The organism is Nitratireductor aestuarii, from assembly GCF_014641695.1.
Lineage (GTDB): Bacteria > Pseudomonadota > Alphaproteobacteria > Rhizobiales > Rhizobiaceae > Chelativorans > Chelativorans aestuarii.
Map to the genome: position 1 here is coordinate 82,542 of NZ_BMIF01000002.1, position 19,978 is coordinate 102,519.

Genomic DNA, 19,978 nt, shown 5'->3' on the forward strand with positions numbered 1-19,978 from the left:
CTCGTATATTAACATGAATTTGCGCAGGATTCAATTTGTCGCGCATAGCAAATGTAGGGCAGAAGCAAGAGCTTACTACCCTATATCCATGCGGCATTGCGACGCGCCCGAGCTAGCGCGCTCCAAAACGGGCAATCAGTCGCCCTGTCCCGGCTCCGACGAGAAGTAGGCTTCCAGCTTCCCAGCCACGCCGTCCATCTCCTTGGCATCCGCCGGAGGTTCACGCTTCACCGTAATGTTTGGCCACTTCTCCGCATACTCTGCGTTCAGCGTCAGCCACTGATCAAGACCCGGTTCGGTATCCGGCTTGATGGCTTCCGCAGGGCATTCCGGCTCGCAAACGCCGCAATCAATGCATTCATCCGGGTGGATGACAAGCATATTTTCGCCCTCGTAGAAACAGTCGACCGGACACACCTCGACGCAATCCATGTACTTGCAACGAATGCAGTTGTCGGTCACGACATAGGTCATTTCGTGCTCCTGCGCGGGTGGTTTTTAACGAGCGATGGCGGTGACGTAATCCCTTTATCGCGCCATGACAAGTACACAGATTGCGCTGCAGAACGCCGCACAGGAACAGTATGCTTTTTCAAGCAATTGCTGATGCGGCTGCAGCCTCAGTTCTGGTCGTCAAGAGCGTTCAGGGCACGCCTGTCGCGTTTTGTCGGGCGGCCTGATCCAGGATCACGAACCGGTCCAACGGCGACGATAGCCCGTGGTTCCTCAGGTGGAGACAGATCTTCGTAAAGAAGGCGGGCTTCCGGGGCCGGGCCGCGACGCTCGCCGGTCTCCAAGATCCGATAGATGAGGATGCGCCGCTCAAGCGTGATGGTGAGCACGTCCCCCACCTTGATCTGATACGAAGCCTGATCGATCTTGTTGCGGTTGACGCGGACCTTGCCACCCTGCGCAAGCTTGGCGGCAAGGGTTCGGGACTTCACAACCCGCGCGAAGAACAGCCATTTGTCTACTCTCTGGCGTCCTTCGACTGTCACGCGGGTTTTGCTCCTATTTCCGCAGCTGGTCCTTCAGAGCGGCCAATGCTGCAAATGGCGAATTAGGGTCGATCTTGACCGGACGCTCCTCGCGCTGAGGACGACGCTGCTCGGGCTTGCGGGCATCCTGCTTCTTCGGGCGGTCCTGATTGCGGTCGCCCTGCGCAGGACGCGGACGGCCCTTGCCGCGCGGCTTTTCCTCGCCAGCGCCAGCGGCCTTGCGGTCGCGCTGCGGAGGCTGACGGCGCTCGAAACGACCCTGACGCCAGACGAGAACCGGCTTGGGCGCTTCTTCTGCCGCTGGCGTTGCTTCAGCAGCTTCAACCGCTTCAACAACTTCAGCCGATTCGGTGGCTTCGGGCTGGACAGTATCGAGCGGCTGCGCCGGTCCGGTGCCGGTCACCAGACCTTCAGTCTGGGCTTCGGGCTGGGCTTCAGCCTCCTCGCTGGCCGCAGTCACTTCCTCGGCAGACGCTTCAGCAGCAGGTGCTGCGGCGGCATCAAACTCTGCAAGGCGAGCGTTCACCTCTTCGGCCGTCTTTGGTTCAGCGCGGTAGCCAAGGCCCTTGAGGATCGCTTCCATGTCTTCGGCGGTAGCACCGAGGATCGACATCATGGCAGGCGTAACCACGAAGGCATCGCCTCCATAAGCGCCATCCGGACGCTTACCGGAACCTGGCTTCCAGCCCAGGGTCGGGCGGATCAGGTCAGCCAGACGCTCCAGGATGTCGACGCGAACAGCGCGGCGGCCCAGATTGCGGAAGCCGGAAAGGCGGTAGAAGGCCCGCTCAAAAGACGGATCGGTGACGAAGGACGTGCGTCCGGCAGCCAGTGCTGCAACAACATCGCCGTAGCCCGGCTTGTCGCGGGCATCGTTCTTCAGCGCCCAGAGCAGCGTTGCAAGGCCAGCCGGGCCGGGCTTCACCAGTGCGGGGACGAAAATGTGATAGGCGCCGAAGCGAACGCCGAGGCGGCGCAGCGCTGCACGTGCATCCTGATCAAGCGAGCGGACCTCTTCGGCCACGTCGCGACGGTTCAGAACACCGAAGTTTTCGGCGAGCTGGAATGCCAGACCACGGGCGGTACCGGAAAGGCTCTCGGCATCGCGGAGATCGAGGAGCGGCTTCAGCTGGCTTTCGATCTGGAAGTTGACGAAGCGCTCACCGCGCGCGGCAACCTTGTCGCGGGCTGGGCCGGTCAGCTGCTCGTCAGCGAGCAGCACCAGACGCGGCTTCAGCACATCGTCCGTGGCAACAAGCGTACCAACCGGCGCGCCAAGCCAACGCAGGATGCCATCCGATGCAAGGGCGAGATCGCCATTCGGAGCGGCTGCAAACCGTTCGGCGCGCAGCTCGAATTCTGCGGCCAGCGCCTTCAACGCGGCAGCCTTGACGGCGCGTGCGTCCTCTCCTTCGGCAGTCCGATCCGCTGTGAAGCGGAATCCCTGCATTTCACCAACATGATGTCCCTCAACGAGCACTTCACCCGCCGGGTTGATTTCTGCTTCAGGCATTGCGTTCTCTCTAAGGCGCCTCATCAGCACAGATGTCCTGCGATCAACGAAGCGTTTCGTCAATCTCTCATGGAGCGCGTCCGATAGTCTATCCTCAATATCGCGCGTTTTTTCCTGCCAGTGTGTCGGATTCGACAACCAGCCGGGACGATGCGAGACAAAGGTCCAGGTCCGTATCTGCGCAATTCGTTGCGAAAGTGTATCTATCTCACCTTCAGTCGATGAGGCTTTTGCGACCTGGTTGGCCATGTAGTCTTCGTCCACATGGCCACGCTGCGCCAGATCCTTGAATATGGCGCCGACGATTTCAGCATGCTGCGCAGGCGCGATCTTGCGGTAATCCGGCAAGGCGCAGGCGTCCCAGAGGGCCGCTACCCGCTCACGACTTTGCGCCATCGCGCGGACATCTTCGTCTCGCGACAGGAATTCCAGCACGCGCAGGTCTGCAGTCGGCAATGCCCGCGTCAAACCTTCGATCGCAGGCGGACGGTCAAGTGATGCTTTCAGCGCATCAATGCTCGCAAAGTCCAGATCGGCAGAACGCCATTGCAGGACCTTGGCGGGCTCGAAGCGATGTGTCTCGATGGCTTCCACCAGCGCGTCCGGGAACGGATCAACCTGACCGGTGACGCCAAAGGTGCCATCGCGAAGGTGGCGGCCAGCGCGGCCAGCGATCTGCGCGAGTTCGGCCGCGGTCAGGTCGCGATACTGGAACCCGTCGAACTTGCTGTTCTGCGCGAAGGCGACGTGGTCAACGTCGAGGTTCAGGCCCATGCCGATGGCGTCAGTGGCAACGAGATAATCGACATCGCCCGACTGGTAGAGCTCAACCTGGGCGTTGCGGGTGCGCGGGCTCAGCGCGCCCAGCACGATGGCCGCGCCACCGCGCTGACGGCGGATCAATTCGCCGATCGCATAGACTTCGTCGGCCGAAAAGGCGACGATGGCAGAGCGGTTCGGAAGCCGGGTGATCTTCTTCGCCCCGGCATAGGTCAGAACCGACATGCGAGGGCGGCTGATGATCGAGATGCCTTTGAAGAGCTTTTCGAGAATTCCGCGCATCGTGGCGGCGCCGAGAAGAAGTGTCTCCTCACGACCGCGCAGGTGAATGATGCGATCGGTGAAGATGTGGCCACGCTCGAGGTCGGCGGCGAGCTGAACTTCATCGATGGCGACGAAGGCGGCGTCCGTGTACCTCGGGAGAGCCTCCACCGTGCAGACCGAATAGCGCGCACCCGGCGGGATGATCTTCTCTTCGCCAGTGACGAGCGAAACGTTCGCCTCGCCCACGCGGGCTGCGACTTTCGTATAGACCTCGCGCGCCAACAGACGCAGCGGCAGACCGATCACGCCGGAGGTGTGTGCCACCATCCGTTCGATCGCCATATGCGTCTTGCCGGTATTGGTGGGTCCCAACACAGCGGTCACGCCACGCCCGTCGAGGGAGACCGTGTTGCTTCTATCTAGCTGGATATTCATTCACAGCACTCGTACGCGCGACCTTCAATGTGGGTACCGACCACCGCAGACATATAGGAAAACCTCGCTGGAGCAACAGGCAAAAGTGCGCGCGATTTAACCTTTGGAACGAGTCTGGAACGAATCAGCGACGAATCGTTGACTCACGGTAGTTCTGCCAATGTTCGCCACTAGATGTAGTGCCCAAGGCCTCTGACAGGCACGAAAATCATCTTTGGCATTTGCCTTCATTCTACACTTCAACAGCCGAACGTTAACTTTTCAGCATCCCAAAAATTCACGTCCTTCTGTAAGTGTTTATTATCATTAACCTTTATTACCTGCTTATTAAGGCAACCGTCCGCGCAAGTCCGCCAAAAGGCGTATATGGCCCAAAGGAAGAACGAATCGGCGACGAATCGCTTCTATGCAAATCATCACACGGGTTTCGGGGCATGTCAGACGCGAACTAGTCCACTGGATTCCAACAAAGTTTGCACAGCGTATCCACAGAAGGTGGGAATAATGAGGCTCCCGTTCCGCGCCCAAGGGGACGCAGAGTGCCAGCCCATCAATAACTTCAATGTGGTCTTATCCGGCGATGTACTGACCGCCATTGGCTGTCAGAGTGGAGCCGGTGATGAAAGCCGCCTCATCAGAGGCGAGGAAGGTCACGCACCGTGCGATCTCCTGCGGCTCGCCCAGTCGCCCCACCGGGATCTGGTCGACGATCTTCTGCAGGACTGGTTCAGGGACGGCTTTCACCATCTCCGTTCCGATGTAGCCGGGGCAAACCACGTTGACGGTGACGCCGAAGCGGGCGCCTTCCTGCGCCAGCGCCTTGGTAAAGCCGATGAGACCGGCCTTGGCGGCCGAATAGTTCGCCTGTCCCGCCTGACCCTTCTGGCCGTTTATCGAGGAGATGTTGATCACGCGGCCGAACTTGCGCTCGCGCATACCGTTCCACACAGGCTGGGTCATGTTGAAGACGCCGGTGAGGTTCGTGTCGATCACCTGATGCCAGGCTTCAGGTGACATCTTGTGAAACATCGCATCGCGCGTGATGCCGGCATTGTTGACCAGCACATCGATGGGCCCGAGTTCGGCCTCGACGCGCGCAACACCCTTCACGCAGGCCTCATAATCGCTCACTGACCAGCAATAGGCGGAGAGATCGTTCTGCCGCGCAAACTCGGTGGAAGCCTCGACGCTTCCAACATAGGTGACAACCACCCTGTAACCAGCGTCTCTCAGCGCTAAGGCCGTTGCTGCGCCGATGCCCCGCGTTCCGCCTGTTACCAATGCCACTCTAGCCATAGCGCTGTTCCCCATTCCAATGTTCTGTAGCGGCCGTATGGCTTCAGCTACGGCAGACTTATCGTTCCACGCACATGGCGACGCCCATTCCGCCGCCGATGCACAAAGTGGCCAATCCCTTGCGGGCGCCCCGCCGTTCCATTTCGTGAAGCAGCGTTGACAGCACGCGTGCGCCGGAAGCGCCGATCGGATGGCCGATCGCGATGGCGCCGCCATTAACATTCACGATCTCGGGATTCCAGCCGAGCTCCTTGTTCACCGCACAGGCCTGTGCCGCGAAAGCTTCATTGGCCTCGATGAGATCGAGATCATCGACGCGCCAACCTGCCCTCTCCAGTGCACGGCGGCTCGCGGGAATGGGGCCCGTGCCCATAACCGCTGGGTCCACGCCGGCCGTAGCCCAGGAAACGATGCGCGCCAGAGGTTCAATGCCGCGGCGTGCTGCCTCCTCTTCGGACATCAGGAGTGCTGCAGCAGCGCCGTCATTGATGCCGGAGGCATTTGCAGCCGTAACAGTGCCATCGCGATCGAAGGCAGGACGCAGCTTCTGCATGCCTTCCATGGTTGCGCCGTGACGGATGTATTCGTCGTCCTCGACGACCACGTCACCCTTGCGGCTGGACACGGTGACCGGAACGATCTCCTTCTTGAAGCGGCCCGCCTTCTGAGCGGCTTCCGCCTTGTTCTGGGATGCCAGTGCGAAGGCGTCCTGCTCCTCACGACCGATCTGGAAGTTGCGCGCTACGTTTTCGGCAGTGATGCCCATGTGGTAGCCGAGGAAAGCATCCATGAGGCCATCGCGCAGCATGGTATCAACCATGGCCTGGTCGCCCATCTTCACGCCCTGGCGGAGATAGGAGCAATGAGGCGCAAGGGACATGGACTCCTGCCCGCCGGCCACGACGATATCCGCATCGCCGCAGGCTATCTGTTGCATGCCGACGGCAACGGAGCGCAGACCAGAACCGCAGAGCTGGTTCAGGTTCCACGCGGTGCGCTCGTGCGGGATGCCTGCCTTGACGGCTGCCTGACGGGCGGGGTTCTGGCCCTGCCCTGCGGTCAGCACCTGGCCAAGGATCACCTCGTTGACCTCTTCCGGGGCAATGCCTGCCCGTTCGAGAACGGCGCGGATCGCCACCGCGCCCAGCTCATGGGCAGGAACCGTCGCGAAGGCTCCATTGAACGATCCGACGGGAGTGCGCGCAGCACTGGCGATGACGATGGACTTAGAAGCAGACATTCCGACCCCGATGCAATAGCTGGAATGGACCAGAGCGGCATCCGGCGGATTTCATGCCGCGACGCGGTGCGCGCTCGCTAAGGCTGCATCTAACTACCGGCTCTCGTCAGGGTCAATTATCTTTTTTGCGCTGCACCATAATTGGGATAGTATGGGCGACAGGGATGGAAGAAAGCACTTCCAATCTCACCTCGGTTGCGCCTATCTTGCCAGCCAACTGGACCCTCGGAAGAAGGGTCCCCCACAATAAGCGTTCAGGGGAGGCCCCAATGCCCGATAAGACCGAACCGGTGACGATAAAGAAATATGCCAATCGCCGGCTCTACAACACGGGTACCAGCACCTACGTGACCTTGGAAGACCTTGCCGAGATGGTGAGGCGCGAAGAGGAATTCGTGGTGCGCGACGCCAAGACGGGCGAGGACATCACCCACTCCGTCCTGACGCAGATCATCTTTGAGCTCGAGAACAACAAGAACGGTCAGAACCTTCTGCCGATCCCGTTCCTGCGCCAGATCATTTCCTATTACGGCGACCAGATGGAAATGGTCGTGCCGTCGTTCCTCGAACAGTCCATGCAGCTCTTTGCCAAGGAGCAGGCTCGCATGCGCGAGCAGATGCAGAATGCCTTCGGCGGCAAGGGCATCGAATTCATGGAAATGGTTCCGATGAACCTCATCGAGGAACAGACGAAGCGCAATCTTCAGATGTTCCAGGAAGCGATGCGGATGTTCACGCCTTCCCCTGCTCCCACACCTCCTGCATCGGAGCCCAGGAAGGAAGAAAAGCCGCAGGCAGGCAGCCCGACGAACGGCGACCTGCAGGAGCTGCGCGAACAGCTTGCCGCAATGCAGCGGAAGATCGATTCGCTCTCGAAATAATCCTCCGAGCTACCCCAATATTGTCGCGCTGAACGGGGCGAAGGCTTCGTCGGCGGATTTCGCGCGCGCGGAGTTCGCGGCCAATGACGTTGATGCCAGAACATGCGCACAAACAACGAAAGCAGGGCCGGCTATGCCGACCCTGCCATGTTGCCTGAGAATCCTGCGTCGCGCGAAGCCTGGCTTCGCGAAAGCTGGAAAGCCGTGAAGCTTACGCTTCCTTCGGCTCCAGAACCTGACGACCGCGGTACATGCCGGTCTTCAGGTCGATGTGGTGCGGGCGACGCAGCTCGCCGGAATTCTTGTCTTCAACGTAAGTCGGAGCCTTAAGCGCATCTGCCGACCGACGCATGCCACGCTTCGAGGGCGAGGTCTTTCTTTTAGGTACTGCCATGATACTCTCCGCTGCTCAACGAAGCCTCTGCGCTTCCCGCGCCCCTCGTCGAGTAATAGAATTTGCGCCGCCTATACACGGCCAGGATGGATTTGGCCAGTGGGAAGGCTGCATTTTTCGACTCGCGCCTCACATGGGCGCGCCCGATCAGCTTCGCGCTTCGTCTGCCTCTATACCATATTCCTCCCTTAAGGATTGATGAAGAAGCCTGGAGTGCAGCATCAGGAGAATAATCGAGGCATCAAGACCTTCGCCCTTCTCCAGTGCGGTCTCCAGCCGCGTCAGGGTCACGCCTGTAGCCTCCGGTCCGTTAAGCCGGGCAAACTCCTCAGCACCGTAGAAGGACAGCGCCATGAGGGCGCCGACGGGCGAATAAGCCGCAGGCTCCGGCTCGGAGCCGTCCTGGGCCATCAGGCTCACCGCGACCATCTTGACGCCATCCGGTACCACTCCGGAATGAAGCCGGAATTCCTCCAGGGCAGCGTCGAGATAGCGGAGATCTGCTGAGCGGCCGAACCTGCCCAGGAAGCCGAATGACACACCACGTTTGATCACGGGGAACTCCTTCGATGCTGCGAATAGGACGAGCGCAGGCTCAGCCCGTCGTCTTGATGCATCCAATATAGGCACCAGAGGCGCGGGCGCGACGCTCGATGCGGTTTGCCAGGCGGGAAAGCTGGGCGCTTGGCTTTGCCGGATTGCGGACGAGCGGGTTCGGCAGCGTGACTGCCAGAAGTGCGGCCTGCTTGCGGGTGAGGTCCCTCGCCGGTCGGCCGAAATAGTGCTGCGAAGCCGCCTCAAGCCCGTAGATGCCCGGGCCCCATTCGGCAATGTTGAGATAGATCTCCATAACCCGTCGCTTGGGCATCACGGCATCGAAGTAGAGCGCCAGCGGCACCTCGACCGCCTTGCGGAAGAATGAACGGCCATTCGTCAGGAACAGGTTCTTGACCGTCTGCATGGAGATCGTTGACGCGCCGCGCGGGTTTTCGCCATCCATGAAATCATTCACGACAGCGCGCATCTCACCCCAGTCTACGCCGCCGTGGGCGCAGAACTTGGCATCCTCCGACATCATGATCGAAACCGGCCCCACCTGCCCCATCTCTTCGAGAGGGACCCAACGCCGGTCATAACCTTTGAAGGTCACCAGATCGGCCAGCATGAGGGTGGAAACGGGATGGACGAAACCGGGACGGTAGACCAGCGTCAGAAGCAGAGGCACGAGGACAATGAGCAGCAGCAGCTTTGCTACTCGCCTTGTCCAGACCCTCTTGGAGGCGCGAAACCTGGTTCGCGTCGGCATCTGGAGGGACCTCTCTTCCGCTTCGATTTCCGGAACTGGCAACTGCTTATCCTCGGCAACTCAGGATGAATTACCGATGAAGAACAGCTCTGGCAAACAGTTATCACAATTACGCTTGACCAAAATCGTCGTTCAGGCCATCGCTTCCGGATGGATCAGTCACATCTCTTGTCGTTTGAAACACTGCTTTCGCTGCACGCGGTGCAGGTGGAACAGCTGCTTACGGAGCTTCTTTCAGCCCGCACCCGCGAGGGTGAAGTTGTGCGCCCGGAGCGCCTGCTTTCGGCCATGCGCCATGGGGCACTCAACGGCGGCAAGCGCCTGCGTCCCTTCCTCGTGCTGGAGACGGCAAGGCTCTTCGATGCTGACGGTGGTGCCGTACTTCGCGTGGCTGCAGCACTCGAATGCATCCATTGCTATTCGCTGATCCATGACGATCTTCCTGCAATGGACGACGACGACCTGCGGCGCGGGCAGCCGACGGTGCATCGCGCGTTTGACGAGGCTACGGCGATCCTGGCTGGCGACAGTCTGCTGACGCTCGCCTTCGACATCATCGCTAGCGAAGAAACGGAACTCGGAGCCCAGGCGAAGGTGGCTCTGATTTCGGCGCTCGCGCGTGCGGCCGGCGTAGGCGGCATGGCTGGCGGCCAGGCGCTGGATCTTGCCGCGGAGAAGGTGCGGCCCGATGAGGGCGGTATCGTCCAGCTGCAGGCGATGAAGACGGGCGCGCTGATTCGCTTCGCCTGTCTGGCAGGCGCCCTGATCGGCAATGCGACCACTGCGGAACGGGAAAGCCTCACGGCTTTTGGCGAAGCGATCGGGCTTGCGTTCCAGCTAGCGGATGACCTGCTGGACGTGACTGCCACCGCGGAAGATCTGGGCAAGGCGACCGGCAAGGATGCGGCCGCCGGCAAAGGCACGCTCGTGGCACTGCATGGCGAGGAATGGGCGCGTAACCAGCTGCGCGGGCTCGTGGCCCATGCGGAAGAGCTGCTCGCGCCGTTTGGTGAGGCAGCCGCCGTGCTCAAGGAAACGGCACGCTTCATCGCCTTCCGCAATCACTAGCGCTAACACAAAAAAAGCCGACGCGGATGGCGCCGGCTTATGAAGCGTCGGTTTCGAGCTATGTCAGGCCGGAACCTGTTCGGGCTGCACCTTCGGCATCCCGTAGCGGTTCTCGATGTAGGTCGCCAGCATCTGCTCGAATTCCTCAGCGATGCGCGGGCCACGCAAGGTCGCAACCTTCTTGCCGTCGACGAAGACGGGAGCTGCAGGCGTTTCGCCGGTGCCGGGAAGCGAGATGCCGATATTGGCGTGCTTCGATTCACCCGGGCCGTTGACGATGCAGCCCATGACGGCGACCTGCAGTTCTTCGACGCCCGGATACTGTTCACGCCAGATGGGCATGTTGCGGCGGATGTCTTCCTGGATCTTGTGAGCAAGCTCCTGGAACACGGTCGAGGTCGTGCGGCCACAGCCGGGGCAAGCCGCAACGACGGGAACGAACTGGCGGAAGCCCATGGTCTGCAGCAGTTCCTGCGCCACCTGCACCTCACGGGTGCGATCGCCACCTGGTTCCGGCGTCAGCGAGATGCGGATCGTGTCGCCAATGCCCTGCTGCAGCAGGATGCCCATGGCTGCGGAGGAAGCAACGATGCCTTTGGAGCCCATGCCAGCTTCGGTGAGGCCGAGATGGAGCGAGTGGTTCGAACGCTTGGCCAGTTCGGCATAGACCGAGATCAGGTCCTGCACCTGGCTTACCTTGGCGGAGAGGATGATGCGGTCACGGCCGAGGCCGATCTCCTCGGCCATCTGGGCGGAGATCAACGCAGACTGGACGATCGCCTCGCGCATGACCTGCTGCGCCGTCAGAGGAAAGCCATTGGCCTGGTTCTCATCCATCAGACGGGTGAGCAGTTCCTGGTCCAGCGAACCCCAGTTCACACCAATGCGAACTGGCTTGTTGTAGCGGATGGCGGTTTCGACGATCGAGCCGAACTGCACATCCTTCTTCTCGCGGAAGCCGACGTTACCGGGATTGATGCGGTATTTGGCGAGCGCCTCGGCGCAGGCCGGATGATCCGCCAGCAGCTTATGCCCGATGTAGTGAAAGTCACCAATCAGCGGCACATCAATATTGAGACGGGCAAGGCGATCGCGAATGTGCGGGACCGCAGCAGCTGACTCGTCGCGATCAACCGTGATGCGCACCAGCTCGGAACCAGCACGATGCAGCGCCGCCACCTGGGCAACGGTTGCATCAATGTCGGCGGTGTCCGTGTTCGTCATGGACTGCACGACAACCGGAGCGTCTCCACCAACCAGGACGCCGCCAACATCGACGGCTACGGAACGGCGGCGCGGAAGTGGGGATGTAAGGTAATCCGAAACAATGTCGGCGGTCATGCTGGACCTGCCCTTCCTTGTGATCTTGCCCCGTGAGGTGGCGAAGCTGTGAGCAAAAGTCAATGGGTGTTAATGCCTCTGGCCCAGAGGGAACCAGCCGTAGCAGTGAACGTTAAGTCATCCGCCCCCTCATGATCGGGAATGGATACCATGAACAGGTTTGACAGTAATATCGGCGACACCCTTCAGGATCAACTTGCGAGCCTTGCAAGCGAGGTCGCCTCGCTCAAGAAGAGCCTGCGCAAGCAGGGCCGCAGCGCCTATAAGGACGCGCTTCACGTCAGCGAAGACGCAACCGATTGGCTGCGTGAACAGGCGGCCTATGCGCTGCCGGAGATTCGCCGCGGTGCGCATCAGCTGCAGCGTGCAGCAAAGAACAATCCAACCGCTACCGTCGGCATCGCCGCCGCTGGTTTCTTTGTGGTTGGAATGGCTCTGGCCTTCATGAAGCGCCGTTAGAAGAATATCTGCTGCGTTCAGATGAATTTTTCTGAACATGTTCTCAAATCTTCTGGTGGAGGTTATGTCTGGAAAGGCAAACCTCCCCGGAAGCCTCTTCATCGACTAACGATCTTTTGCCCGCCTAGGGTCCGGACCCATAAACAGGATTCACATGGTTGCCGCGATGTGATTCACTGCCTCTGGCGAGGAGGCACCATCGATGGCGGATTTCTTCTGGTTTTCAGATGAGCAGTGGGCGCGGATCGAGCCGCTCTTGCCGACCGATACGCGCGGGATGCCGAGGGTTGACGATCGGCGTGTGCTTTCCGGGATCGTCCATGCGCTGAAGAGCGGCGGGCGCTGGGGTGACTGCCCGGAGCACGTCTATGGGCCGAAGAAGACGCTCTACAACCGCTTCCGGCGCTGGGCCGAGCGAGGCGTGTGGGAGCGCATCTTTGCCGACCTTGCCGGGATGGATGGCGTACCATCCAGGCTGTTCATCGACAGCTCGTGCATCAAGGTCCACCGCACCGCCGGCGGCGCAAAAGGGGGGCCTTGGCTCATGGTATCGGCATCACCAAAGGCGGCAGGAACACCAAGCTCCATGCGGTCTGCGATGAAAAGGGCCGTCCCCACGTCCTGCTCCTGACACCCGGCAACACCCACGATGCCAAGGTCGCCATGCTGGCGATCGATGCCGTCCCGCCGTCAGATTACCTGGTCGCCGACAAGGGCTACGACAGCAACGCCCTGCGCTCATGGCTGATCGAGCGCGGCACCACGCCGGTCATCCCGTCAAAGTCCAACCGCAAGGTCCCAATCGACCACGACTGCCAAATCTACCGGCAGCGCAACGTCGTCGAGCGCATGTTCTGCCGCTTCAAGGACTGGCGCCGCGTCGCCACCCGCTTCGATCGAAGCATCAAAACCTTCATGGCAACCATCGCCATCGCCGCCTTCGTCACATGGTGGCTCTAATGAGTCCGGACCCTAGATAAGCAAAAAGACAATAATCTATTTGCTTTAGGTTCCTGACAGCATTATGTCAGCAGCGCCCAATCGAAACACAATTATGTCGCAGGCCTACTGTAGGGAAGGTCCGCCTTTCTGCGTCTATAATTGAATATCGATTTATCAATCCCCATATGGGCGTCTTGTCCACTGGCCAGTCATGGAAGCCATCATGTCGAAGATCAAGCTTCACAAGATCGTCGCGCTCGGCGTGCTCGTCGCTACTGGCGTCTGGGTGGCCTCGGGGCAGTTCTCGTCCGTCGGTAGCGCCAGGCCAGATCCTTCCCAGGCTCAGGAAGAGCAGAAGGAAGTTGCTGTACCGCTGAAGAACGTGCAGGTGGCCGTGCCGCCGCGCGTGTCCCATGCGCGCACGATCCGCGTTTCCGGACAGACCGAAGCTGAAAAGAATTCGGTTCTGGCTTCCAGAGCCAACGGCGTCATCGAGGAACTGGCTGTCTCAAAAGGCGACTATGTCAACAAGGGCGACCTCATCCTGCGCCTCGAAAGCGAAGGCAAGGAAGCGGCCGTAACGTCGGCTGAACAGACCCTGAAGCAGCGCAAGGCAGAACTGGAAGCGGCCGAACGCCTTGCCAAGGGCGGCAACCTTGCCTCCCTGCAGCGCGATGCAGCCCGCACCGCTCTTGCTTCGGCGCAGTCGGCTCTGGAACTGGCCCAGGCAGAACTCAATCGCGTCACTCTCAGTGCGCCTTTCTCCGGCATCGTCGACAGGGTGCACGTGGAGGAAGGAAGCTCGGTGATGCAGGGCGCCGAAGTCGCCACGCTCCTCAAGCTTGATCCGATCATTGTTGTCGGCGAAGTGAGCGAACGCGAGCTCGGCAACATCACCAAGGGCGACAAGGCCACGGTTACGCTGGTCAACGGCAAGAATGTCGAGGGAACGCTCAAGTATGTTAGCCGCGCAGCATCGCCCCGGACCAGAACCTTCCGCATTGAGGTGGAGGTGCCGAACCCAGACAACGCGCTGCCGGCCGGCATGACGGCGGAAATCGCCGTTCGCGCCAAGACGCTGGAGACCGTCGCACTGCCACGCTCGGTCGTTACCCTGCATCCGGATGGCGAGCTCGGCGTTCGCAGCGTCGATGGTGACGGTACCGTTTCCTTCCACGCGATCGACATCGTCGATGATACGCCGGAAGCATTGTTCGTGGCCGGCATTCCGGAAGATGCCCGCATCATCGTCGCCGGACAGGACTTCGTCGTCGAGGGCGAAAAGGTCAATGCCCAGAACGCCGATGCGGACACGATCAAGAATCTCGCACGCAACGTGCCATAACAAAGAACCTGAAGCCACCTCACCTGCCACGCAGCTGAAAAAGCGATGGCACTGCCAGTGGCTTCACCAAGTTCCTGGGGTAGGTCCCGCCTTCCATCCGGAACTGCAAGAACCAAGGTTGGATCATTTAGGCCGCTCAAGAATGCCGTCTTGATCCAAGTCTTTGTAATATCGCAACTCCGGACGGAAAACCGGTTCCCGCTTTTCCTGGAGTTGCCCTAGAGGAGGCACCCACGTGGATATCGTGCGTCTTGCAATCCATAACGCAAGGCTGACGCTCTCGATCCTGGCATTCTTCATAGTGGCCGGAGCGCTCTCCTATTTGCAGATCCCCAAGGAAGCGGAGCCTGACGTTCCGATTCCGATCATCTATGTCAGCATGATGTATCAAGGCATCTCGCCAGAGGATTCCGAGCGTCTGCTGCTCAGACCGATGGAGACATCGCTCAAAGGCCTTGAGGGCGTCAAAGAGATGCGTTCCGCTGCCTATGAAGGCGGCGGTTTCGTGCTGATCGAGTTCCAGGCGGGCTACGACTTTTCGAACGCCATCGAAGATGTGCGCGCCAAGGTGGCGGACGCCCGGCGCGAACTTCCGCAGGCAGCTGAAGAACCCACGGTCAACGAAGTCAACATCTCCGAGTTTCCGATCCTGGTCGTCACACTTGCGGGCGACGTGCCCGAGCGCGTGTTGACCAATGCCGCCAAGGAATTGCGTGACCGCATCGAGGAAGTGCCGGGCGTGCTGGAAGGTTCGCTCCAGGGTTCGCGCGACGATCTTGTCGAGGTCATCGTCGATCCGATGAAGCTCTCCTCCTACGGGATCGAGCTCAATCAGCTCGTTTCCGCAATCGGTGCTTCGAACAGCCTCGTTGCCGCCGGTGCGTTGGAAGGCTCCGAAGGCCGCTTCGCGGTCAAGGTGCCATCATTGATCGAGAACCTGGAGGACATCGCGAACCTGCCGATCGTCGCCAGCAAGGATGCCGTGATCCGCGCCCGTGACATCGCGACTCTCCGTTCGACCTTCACGGATGCCGAGTCGATCACGCGCCTCGATGGCCGCAAGGCTGTTGCGATCGAAGTCAAGAAGCGCGTGGGCTCGAACCTCGTGGATACAGTCGATCAGGTGAAGGCCATTGCGGATGAATTTGGCCAGTCCCTGCCCGGCGGGATCACCGTCAGCTATTCGCAGGACAAGTCCGTGATGATCCGCGATCTTCTGGACGAGCTCCAGAACCACGTGATCGTCGCGATCATCCTCGTCTTCATCATCGTACTCTACACGCTCTCAGGCCGCGCTTCGCTGCTGATCGGCATGGCGGTGCCCGCCTCGTTCCTCATGGGCATCTTTGCGCTCGCCATGATGGGCTACACGGTCAACATGATCGTGCTCTTCAGCCTCATCCTCGCGGTGGGCATGCTGGTAGATGACGCGATCATTGTCACAGAATTCGCTGAACGGCGAATGACGGAGGGAATGCCACGCGAAGAGGCGTTCGAGCTTGCCGCCAAGCGCATGGCCGGTCCGGTGATCGCCGCCACCTTGACCCGTATCGCCGCCTTCTCGCCGCTGCTGTTCTGGCCAGGCATTGTCGGCGAGTTCATGAAGTATATGCCGATCACGCTCATCGTGACGCTGGCGGCTTCCATGCTTTATGCCCTGGTGTTCACACCGACGCTCGGCGCCATGTTCGCCAAGGCGCACGTGGAGCCGGAGCCCGGTCCCGACGGTTGGTACATCAACCTGGTCAAGCAGGCGGTGCGCTTCCCGGTTACGGTGCTGATGCTGGCTGTCGCGCTGCTGGTCGGCGTGATGTTCACCTATTCCAAGTATGGCGCGGGCGTGGAATTCTTCCCCAACGTCGAGCCGGAATACGGGCTCATGTATGTGCATGCGCGTGGCAACCTCTCGCTCGATGAGATGGACCGCCTCGTCCGGCCTGCCGAGGAAAAGCTCCTCAACTGGGAAGGCATCGAGTCCGTCTATACGCGCATCGGCCGCACGCGCGGCGGTGGCCAGGACATCGATGAAGATGTGGTAGGCATCATCCAGTACGAGTTCGTCGACTGGCGCGAGAGAAAGGCCGCCAACGATATCCTGAGCGACCTGCGCGCCGAGATGGCCGACATGCCCGGCGTGGAGATCGAAGTGCGCGTACCGGATGCCGGTCCGCCCACAGGCCAGCCGATCCAGATCCAGCTTTCGGCAGTCGATCCGACGAACCTGAATGATCAGGCGAAAGCCGTTGCCGAACGGATCTCCGAGATTCCGGGCGTGATCGACATCTCCAATGGTCTGCCGCCCCCCGGCGTGGACTGGGCGATCCGCGTTGATCGCGCCATGGCGGCACAGTATCAGGTGAGCCCCGCCTCCGTCGGTTCCGTGGTCCAGCTTGTGACGAACGGTCTGAAGCTGTCCGAGTATCGGCCTGCGGGCGCCGACGACGCCGTCGACATTCGTCTTCGCCTGCCGGACGACCGCCGGACGCTCTCAGCACTCGACCAGTTGCGCGTGCAGACGAGCGACGGTCCGGTGCCGATCACCAACTTCGTCGTGCGCGAGCCGGAGGCCAGCAGTGGCATCCTGAACCGCATCAATGGCGTGCGCACGATCACCGTCTCTGCGAACGTGGCTAGCGACCAGCAGGTGGCTGCCGTCCAACAGCAGGTGGTGCAGGCGGTGAACGAGATGGACCTTGCCGGCACGCGCTGGAAGCTTGCAGGCTCCAGCGAAGAGAGTGACGCCGCCGCGGCCTTCCTTGGCAATGCTTTCGGCGCCGCGATCTTCCTGATCTTCGTCGTGCTGCTGGCGCAGTTCAACCGCTTCACCAGCGTCTGGCTGGTGCTGATGACCGTCATCATGTCGACGATCGGCGTGTTCCTGGGCCTCCTGCTAACGGGCCAGCCCTTCGGCATCGTCATGTCCGGCATCGGCGTGATCGCGCTCGCCGGCGTCGTCGTGAACAACAACATCGTTCTGATCGACACGTACGACCGGCTTCGTCACGAAGGCATGAACAAGTACGACGCCATCATCCAGACCTGCCGTGAACGCGCGCGGCCAGTGCTGCTGACCGCCATCAGCGCCGTCATGGGCGTGTTGCCGATTGCCTTCGGCGTGGGCCTTGAGCTCTCGCACCACGAGGTGACGTTCAATGCGCCTTCCACGCAGTGGTGGATCTCGCTGTCGAGCGCCATCGTTTACGGCCTGAGCTTCGCCACGGTGCTGACCCTCATCGTTACGCCGGCCGCGCTGATGGTGTTTACGCGCGAGAAGCGGCCGGAAGGCGGCTCGTGGTTCAGCCGCCTGTTCCGCTGGCGCAGGCGCAGAGGCGAGGAAGACGCCGCAGAACTGCCGGCTTCGCCGAGCCCGGCCGAGTAAGATCAAGGACGCAAGGACTTGGATCGTTTCTGTGCTCGCAGGAGCCAGAAGCGATCCGTTCTTCAACCCGGTTCAACTTCCGGAAGAAGCGCCATACCCGCTTTCCTGGAATTGTATGCCGCATAAGGAACTGTCCGGATGCGGAAGCGTTGTTCTTCCGCACATCAATCAGACAAGGACAGTTCCAATGTCGCTTGGTACAATTCTCATCATTATTCTTATTCTACTTCTGCTCGGCGCCGTGCCCGCATGGCCCTATTCACGCGGTTGGGGCTATGGTCCTTCCGGCCTGGTTGGCCTCGTACTGGTTGTACTGCTCATCCTCGTTCTTATGGGGCGGATCTAGTCAAGCCCTTCAGAAAATCGCCGAGACGCTGCATAGCTCCGCGTTTCGGCCTTTTCGTAGCCCGCGCAGAAGTCGTCGTGCCAGCTTTTCTGGTCGGTGACTTTTGACGGGCAGACTTTGCGGCCGTACTCTTCCGCGCTGCAACCGCCTGCTTGGGCAGGTCTGGCTTTGCGGTTGTGCGGTCTGACTTCTTTGCCGGCTTGGGCTTTGCCTTGAGCGCTTGCTTTACCATGATGCAACTCCAAATCCTACGCGGTGGACATGACCGGCCGTTGCTCGTACCGCAGCCGGGTTCTGCGTGGTGACACTCGATCCAATGGGCAGCGATCGGGTGTCCAGCTTCAGGACATAATTGCTGCCGTATCGATCAGGGGTAAGCGCGCAGGGGAAGGAAAAACGGCCCAGGCGGTCAGTCTTGACCCATACGCCGTTTATGCTCGCGATTGCCACTCCAGGTAAGCCGCGTTCGAACCGGTCATGAACGCCATTCCGGTTCTGGTCGTCAAAAACTACACCGATAATGTCGGTGCAGTTGAAGGATGTATAGGCTGCGTTGACGGCGACAGCCAATAGCGCTCCAAGGGACGCAAACATTGTACGATACTCCATACATTGCGCCCCCACCTGTCTGCCGTGTCGAACAGACATGTCCCATGATCGTTACGGAAAGGGGCATTTGCGTGGTAAAATCGTGGGCGCAATTGGTCGCTGAAAACATGGCTAATGAAGGGTAAATCTTAGAGGCACCCTGCCAGCTTCGACGCTGCGCTAACGCCAGGTTAGCCACTATGCTTCAACCCTTTGGCGAGAAGCCTGGACGACATCGGTTTTGCACAAGCTCGTACCGAAATCCGGTCTCCACTTTTCGCCGAATTGCTCTAGTATCCGCCCATGGCCCAAAAGAAAGCACATGAAGTCGACGGGTGGCTTGCCCGTCCAGATCCGCTCATTACGGTCGTTCTGGTCTATGGTCCTGATCGAGGCCTTGTGTCCGAACGCGCCGGGCTTTTCGCCAAGCGCTCAGGGCTGCCGCTCGATGATCCTTTCAGCGTGATCAAGCTTGACGCGGCCGATGCGGATCAGGAAGGGCGTCTGCTGGACGAAGCGAGGACCGTCTCGATGTTCTCTGAAAAGCGGCTCGTCTGGGTGCGCGGAATCGGAAGTCAGGCCGGGCTTGCCAAGGATGTTGCCGCCCTGATTGCCGAACCGCCGACCGACACGCTCATCCTGCTTGAAGCCGGAGACCTGAAGAAAACCTCACCGCTACGCAAAGCCGCCGAAGAAGGGCGTTCGGCCATGGCGCTGCCATGCTATGCGGATGATGCGCGAGGGATCGACAGCCTGATCGATGAAGGTTTGCAGAAGGCGGGCCTGCGCATTTCGCCTGAAGCGCGGCAGCTGTTGAAGGCCAATCTCGGCGGTGACCGCCTGGCATCCCGCGGCGAGATCGGGAAGCTTGCGCTCTTCTGCACCGGCCAGCAGGAGATTTCGGTAGAGGATGTGCGCGAGCTGATCGGTGATGTCTCGGCTCTCAACGCAGACGAGATCGTGGACGCCGTGCTTTGCGGCCGCGTGGCCGAATTCGACCGCTTGTTCTCGCGGCACATTTCTGGCGGCAACCATTCGTTCGTCGTTCTTGCCGCGGCGCTGCGCCAGATCCAATCCATGCAGATCCTGCGCGAACAGATGGAGAGGGACGGCAAACCAGCCTCGGCGGCTGTGGCCAGTGCAAGGCCACCGGTCTTCTTCAGCCGGCGCCGTAATGTTGAAACTGCCCTGCAGCGCTGGTCACAGACGATGCTTCAGGCCGCCGGCGATCGGCTGCTCGGCGCAATACTTCGCACTCGCCAGCAGCCCGCACTCGCCAATGAAACGAGCCGGCAGACACTTTTCGCCCTGGCAATCGAGAGCGCCCGCCAGGCGCGATAACTTCCTCATCCGGGCGGTTTCGCGAAAGCGAGCAATACCTCAAGCTAAACTGGATAGGTTTT

General features: G+C 60.5%; 18 protein-coding genes and 1 pseudogene. 9 read left to right on the top strand and 10 right to left on the bottom strand.

Annotated elements, in window-relative coordinates; genetic code table 11:
- Positions 1-135 precede the first annotated feature (135 nt).
- The 5 genes from fdxA to IEX27_RS04070 all read right to left on the bottom strand — a co-directional run bounded on the left by fdxA (position 136) and on the right by IEX27_RS04070 (position 6,526).
- A complete protein-coding gene (gene fdxA, locus IEX27_RS04050) occupies positions 136-474 on the bottom strand; it encodes a ferredoxin FdxA (protein ID WP_188719663.1) in 339 nt (112 codons plus the stop codon).
- 146 nt (positions 475-620) lie between these two features.
- A complete protein-coding gene (locus tag IEX27_RS04055; protein WP_188719664.1) occupies positions 621-998 on the bottom strand; it encodes an RNA-binding S4 domain-containing protein in 378 nt (125 codons plus the stop codon).
- 13 nt (positions 999-1,011) lie between these two features.
- Positions 1,012-3,990, bottom strand: coding sequence for a helicase-related protein (locus IEX27_RS04060; protein WP_188719665.1), 2,979 nt, complete (start codon positions 3,988-3,990; stop codon positions 1,012-1,014).
- Between the two features lie 570 nt (positions 3,991-4,560).
- Positions 4,561-5,286, bottom strand: coding sequence for an acetoacetyl-CoA reductase (gene phbB, locus IEX27_RS04065; protein WP_188719666.1), 726 nt, complete (start codon positions 5,284-5,286; stop codon positions 4,561-4,563).
- A 58-nt stretch (positions 5,287-5,344) separates the two neighbouring features.
- Positions 5,345-6,526, bottom strand: a complete 1,182-nt coding sequence (locus tag IEX27_RS04070) for an acetyl-CoA C-acetyltransferase (RefSeq protein ID WP_188719667.1) — start codon at positions 6,524-6,526, stop codon at positions 5,345-5,347.
- Positions 6,527-6,795: 269 nt separating this feature from the next.
- Here IEX27_RS04070 and phaR point away from each other — a divergent pair, with 269 nt between their 5' ends.
- Positions 6,796-7,407 (top strand): polyhydroxyalkanoate synthesis repressor PhaR, encoded by a 612-nt coding sequence (gene phaR / locus IEX27_RS04075; RefSeq protein WP_188719668.1) that lies wholly within the window; start codon positions 6,796-6,798, stop codon positions 7,405-7,407.
- A gap of 211 nt (positions 7,408-7,618) precedes the next feature.
- On the opposite strand, the gene rpmF is transcribed toward phaR, so the two are convergent.
- The 3 genes from rpmF to IEX27_RS04090 all read right to left on the bottom strand — a co-directional run bounded on the left by rpmF (position 7,619) and on the right by IEX27_RS04090 (position 9,107).
- Complete coding sequence (gene rpmF / locus IEX27_RS04080; RefSeq protein WP_028035594.1) at positions 7,619-7,801, bottom strand: 50S ribosomal protein L32; 183 nt, start codon at positions 7,799-7,801, stop codon at positions 7,619-7,621.
- 147 nt (positions 7,802-7,948) lie between these two features.
- A complete protein-coding gene (locus IEX27_RS04085) occupies positions 7,949-8,356 on the bottom strand; it encodes a hypothetical protein (protein WP_188719669.1) in 408 nt (135 codons plus the stop codon).
- A 40-nt stretch (positions 8,357-8,396) separates the two neighbouring features.
- Entirely contained in the window at positions 8,397-9,107 is a 711-nt protein-coding gene (locus IEX27_RS04090) for a biosynthetic peptidoglycan transglycosylase (protein WP_188720039.1), read from the bottom strand.
- Positions 9,108-9,257: 150 nt separating this feature from the next.
- Between IEX27_RS04090 and IEX27_RS04095 the strand changes: the two genes are divergently transcribed.
- The gene (locus tag IEX27_RS04095) at positions 9,258-10,175 is read left to right on the top strand and encodes a polyprenyl synthetase family protein (RefSeq protein ID WP_188719670.1); all 918 of its coding nucleotides are present in this window, start codon (positions 9,258-9,260) and stop codon (positions 10,173-10,175) included.
- Between the two features lie 63 nt (positions 10,176-10,238).
- On the opposite strand, the gene ispG is transcribed toward IEX27_RS04095, so the two are convergent.
- Positions 10,239-11,516, bottom strand: coding sequence for a flavodoxin-dependent (E)-4-hydroxy-3-methylbut-2-enyl-diphosphate synthase (gene ispG, locus IEX27_RS04100; RefSeq protein ID WP_188719671.1), 1,278 nt, complete (start codon positions 11,514-11,516; stop codon positions 10,239-10,241).
- Between the two features lie 150 nt (positions 11,517-11,666).
- On the opposite strand from ispG, the gene IEX27_RS04105 reads away from it, so the two are divergent.
- The 6 genes and pseudogenes from IEX27_RS04105 to IEX27_RS04125 all read left to right on the top strand — a co-directional run bounded on the left by IEX27_RS04105 (position 11,667) and on the right by IEX27_RS04125 (position 17,987).
- Positions 11,667-11,975, top strand: coding sequence for a hypothetical protein (locus IEX27_RS04105; RefSeq protein ID WP_188719672.1), 309 nt, complete (start codon positions 11,667-11,669; stop codon positions 11,973-11,975).
- Between the two features lie 277 nt (positions 11,976-12,252).
- Positions 12,253-12,354: pseudogene (locus IEX27_RS21295) on the top strand (IS5/IS1182 family transposase); the annotation flags it as partial.
- A gap of 113 nt (positions 12,355-12,467) precedes the next feature.
- Positions 12,468-12,935, top strand: a complete 468-nt coding sequence (locus IEX27_RS21300) for an IS5 family transposase (RefSeq protein ID WP_244630213.1) — start codon at positions 12,468-12,470, stop codon at positions 12,933-12,935.
- Positions 12,936-13,140: 205 nt separating this feature from the next.
- On the top strand, positions 13,141-14,262 hold the full coding sequence (locus IEX27_RS04115; RefSeq protein ID WP_188719674.1) for an efflux RND transporter periplasmic adaptor subunit: 1,122 nt from the start codon (positions 13,141-13,143) through the stop codon (positions 14,260-14,262).
- A 235-nt stretch (positions 14,263-14,497) separates the two neighbouring features.
- Positions 14,498-17,641, top strand: coding sequence for an efflux RND transporter permease subunit (locus tag IEX27_RS04120; protein WP_188719675.1), 3,144 nt, complete (start codon positions 14,498-14,500; stop codon positions 17,639-17,641).
- Between the two features lie 187 nt (positions 17,642-17,828).
- Positions 17,829-17,987 carry a DUF3309 family protein gene (locus IEX27_RS04125; RefSeq protein ID WP_188719676.1) on the top strand — a complete coding sequence of 53 codons (159 nt, stop codon included), beginning with the start codon at positions 17,829-17,831 and terminating at the stop codon, positions 17,985-17,987.
- Positions 17,988-18,212: 225 nt separating this feature from the next.
- Here IEX27_RS04125 and IEX27_RS04130 read toward each other — a convergent pair whose 3' ends face one another.
- Entirely contained in the window at positions 18,213-18,581 is a 369-nt protein-coding gene (locus IEX27_RS04130; RefSeq protein ID WP_188719677.1) for a hypothetical protein, read from the bottom strand.
- A gap of 297 nt (positions 18,582-18,878) precedes the next feature.
- Between IEX27_RS04130 and holA the strand changes: the two genes are divergently transcribed.
- Positions 18,879-19,916: a DNA polymerase III subunit delta gene (gene holA, locus IEX27_RS04135; RefSeq protein ID WP_188719678.1), complete on the top strand. Its 1,038-nt coding sequence runs from the start codon at positions 18,879-18,881 to the stop codon at positions 19,914-19,916.
- Positions 19,917-19,978 lie beyond the last annotated feature (62 nt).

Excerpts from the sequence above, each read along its gene's own strand:
- fdxA (WP_188719663.1), bottom strand. The coding sequence starts at position 474 with ATGACCTATGTCGTGACCGACAACTGCATTCGTTGCAAGTACATGGAT.
- IEX27_RS04060 (WP_188719665.1), bottom strand. The coding sequence starts at position 3,990 with ATGAATATCCAGCTAGATAGAAGCAACACGGTCTCCCTCGACGGGCGT.
- phbB (WP_188719666.1), bottom strand. The coding sequence starts at position 5,286 with ATGGCTAGAGTGGCATTGGTAACAGGCGGAACGCGGGGCATCGGCGCA.
- IEX27_RS04070 (WP_188719667.1), bottom strand. The coding sequence starts at position 6,526 with ATGTCTGCTTCTAAGTCCATCGTCATCGCCAGTGCTGCGCGCACTCCC.
- phaR (WP_188719668.1), top strand. The coding sequence starts at position 6,796 with ATGCCCGATAAGACCGAACCGGTGACGATAAAGAAATATGCCAATCGC.
- rpmF (WP_028035594.1), bottom strand. The coding sequence starts at position 7,801 with ATGGCAGTACCTAAAAGAAAGACCTCGCCCTCGAAGCGTGGCATGCGT.
- IEX27_RS04090 (WP_188720039.1), bottom strand. The coding sequence starts at position 9,107 with ATGCCGACGCGAACCAGGTTTCGCGCCTCCAAGAGGGTCTGGACAAGG.
- IEX27_RS04095 (WP_188719670.1), top strand. The coding sequence starts at position 9,258 with ATGGATCAGTCACATCTCTTGTCGTTTGAAACACTGCTTTCGCTGCAC.
- ispG (WP_188719671.1), bottom strand. The coding sequence starts at position 11,516 with ATGACCGCCGACATTGTTTCGGATTACCTTACATCCCCACTTCCGCGC.
- IEX27_RS04105 (WP_188719672.1), top strand. The coding sequence starts at position 11,667 with ATGAACAGGTTTGACAGTAATATCGGCGACACCCTTCAGGATCAACTT.
- IEX27_RS04115 (WP_188719674.1), top strand. The coding sequence starts at position 13,141 with ATGTCGAAGATCAAGCTTCACAAGATCGTCGCGCTCGGCGTGCTCGTC.
- IEX27_RS04125 (WP_188719676.1), top strand. The coding sequence starts at position 17,829 with ATGTCGCTTGGTACAATTCTCATCATTATTCTTATTCTACTTCTGCTC.
- IEX27_RS04130 (WP_188719677.1), bottom strand. The coding sequence starts at position 18,581 with ATGTTTGCGTCCCTTGGAGCGCTATTGGCTGTCGCCGTCAACGCAGCC.
- holA (WP_188719678.1), top strand. The coding sequence starts at position 18,879 with ATGGCCCAAAAGAAAGCACATGAAGTCGACGGGTGGCTTGCCCGTCCA.